This is a genomic window from Stenotrophomonas sp. STEN013 (assembly GCF_056760355.1).
Genome location: NZ_JBRREO010000014.1, coordinates 2,501 through 5,150 on the forward strand (window position 1 = coordinate 2,501; position 2,650 = coordinate 5,150).

The 2,650-nt window shown below is 53.3% G+C and carries 1 rRNA gene (only partly in view); it reads left to right on the forward strand.

Features of this window, described 5'->3' with window-relative positions:
* Positions 1–2,557, forward strand: a 23S ribosomal RNA gene (locus ACVOMH_RS15410); it begins 321 nt to the left of the window's first position.
* The last annotated feature ends 93 nt before the right edge of the window (positions 2,558–2,650 follow it).

Sequence of the window (2,650 nt, forward strand, 5' to 3'; positions counted from 1 at the left end):
GCCCTGTATTTGAAAGGGCCATTCCAGTGAAGACGAGTAGGGCGGGGCACGTGAAACCCTGTCTGAATATGGGGGGACCATCCTCCAAGGCTAAATACTACTGACCGACCGATAGTGAACCAGTACCGTGAGGGAAAGGCGAAAAGAACCCCGGAGAGGGGAGTGAAATAGATCCTGAAACCGTGTGCGTACAAGCAGTAGGAGCTCGCAAGAGTGACTGCGTACCTTTTGTATAATGGGTCAGCGACTTACTGTTCGTGGCAAGCTTAACCGTATAGGGGAGGCGAAGGGAAACCGAGTCTGATAAGGGCGCATAGTCGCGGGCAGTAGACCCGAAACCGGGTGATCTAGTCATGCCCAGGGTGAAGGTGCGGTAACACGCACTGGAGGCCCGAACCCACTCCCGTTGCAAAGGTAGGGGATGAGGTGTGATTAGGAGTGAAAAGCTAATCGAACCCGGAGATAGCTGGTTCTCCTCGAAAGCTATTTAGGTAGCGCCTCATATGTATCCTCTCGGGGGTAGAGCACTGTTATGGCTAGGGGGTCATCGCGACTTACCAAACCATTGCAAACTCCGAATACCGAGACGGACTGTATGGGAGACACACGGCGGGTGCTAACGTCCGTCGTGAAAAGGGAAACAACCCAGACCCACAGCTAAGGTCCCAAATTTTGTGCTAAGTGGAAAACCATGTGGAAAGGCACAGACAGCCAGGAGGTTGGCTTAGAAGCAGCCACCCTTTAAAGAAAGCGTAATAGCTCACTGGTCGAGTCGGTCTGCGGGGAAGATTTAACGGGGCTAAGCACAGAACCGAAGCTTGGGGTGCATAACTTTGTTATGCGCGGTAGAGGAGCGTTCCGTAAGCCTGTGAAGGTGAGTTGAGAAGCTTGCTGGAGGTATCGGAAGTGCGAATGCTGACATGAGTAACGATAATGCGGGTGAAAAACCCGCACGCCGAAAGCCCAAGGTTTCCTTGCGCAACGTTAATCGGCGCAGGGTGAGTCGGCCCCTAAGGCGAGGCAGAAATGCGTAGTCGATGGGAAGCAGGTTAATATTCCTGCACCTCGCGTAAGTGCGATGGAGGGACGGAGAAGGTTAGGTGTACCAGGCGTTGGTTGTCCTGGGGAAAGGCGGTAGGTTTGGATCTTTGGCAAATCCGGGATCCTTTAAGACCGAGCACCGAGACGAGTCTTTATGACAAAGTCACTGATACCACGCTTCCAGGAAAAGCTCCTAAGCTTCAGCTTACGCAGACCGTACCGTAAACCGACACAGGTGGGTAGGATGAGAATTCTCAGGCGCTTGAGAGAACTCGGGTGAAGGAACTAGGCAACATGGCACCGTAACTTCGGGAGAAGGTGCGCCATTGTCGGTGGATCATGCGATCTAAAGCTGACGATGGCCGAAGTAACCAGGCCGCTGCGACTGTTTATCAAAAACACAGCACTCTGCAAACACGAAAGTGGACGTATAGGGTGTGACGCCTGCCCGGTGCTGGAAGGTTAATTGATGGGGTCAGCCGCAAGGCGAAGCTCTTGATCGAAGCCCCAGTAAACGGCGGCCGTAACTATAACGGTCCTAAGGTAGCGAAATTCCTTGTCGGGTAAGTTCCGACCTGCACGAATGGCGTAACGATGGCGGCGCTGTCTCCACCCGAGACTCAGTGAAATTGAAATCGCTGTGAAGATGCAGCGTTCCCGTGGCAAGACGGAAAGACCCCGTGAACCTTTACTATAGCTTTACACTGAACGTTGAGTTCGTCTGTGTAGGATAGGTGGGAGGCTATGAAACTGTGGCGCTAGCTGCAGTGGAGCCATCCTTGAAATACCACCCTGTCGTGCTTGACGTTCTAACCTAGGTCCGTAATCCGGATCGGGGACCGTGTATGGTGGGTAGTTTGACTGGGGCGGTCTCCTCCTAAAGAGTAACGGAGGAGCTCGAAGGTACGCTCAGCGCGGTCGGACATCGCGCACTGTGTGCAAAGGCATAAGCGTGCTTGACTGCAAGATCGACGGATCAAGCAGGTAGGAAACTAGGACTTAGTGATCCGGTGGTTCTGTATGGAAGGGCCATCGCTCAACGGATAAAAGGTACTCCGGGGATAACAGGCTGATACCGCCCAAGAGTTCATATCGACGGCGGTGTTTGGCACCTCGATGTCGGCTCATCACATCCTGGGGCTGTAGTCGGTCCCAAGGGTATGGCTGTTCGCCATTTAAAGTGGTACGCGAGCTGGGTTCAGAACGTCGTGAGACAGTTCGGTCCCTATCTGCCATGGGCGTTGGAAGTTTGAGAGGGGCTGCTCCTAGTACGAGAGGACCGGAGTGGACGAACCCCTGGTGTTCCGGTTGTCACGCCAGTGGCATTGCCGGGTAGCTATGTTCGGAAACGATAACCGCTGAAAGCATCTAAGCGGGAAGCGTGCCTCAAGATGAGACTTCCCGGGGCACAAGCCCCCTAAAGGAACCATATAGACTATGTGGTTGATAGGTCAGGTGTGTAAGTACAGCAATGTATTGAGCTAACTGATACTAATGATCCGTGTGGCTTGACCATATAACCTCAAGTTGCCTTGGCCGACATGACATGTCGATAGATCCAAGTGCACGCTACGTCACAAGACCAAACGTGAGACTGAGCGCCTTTATG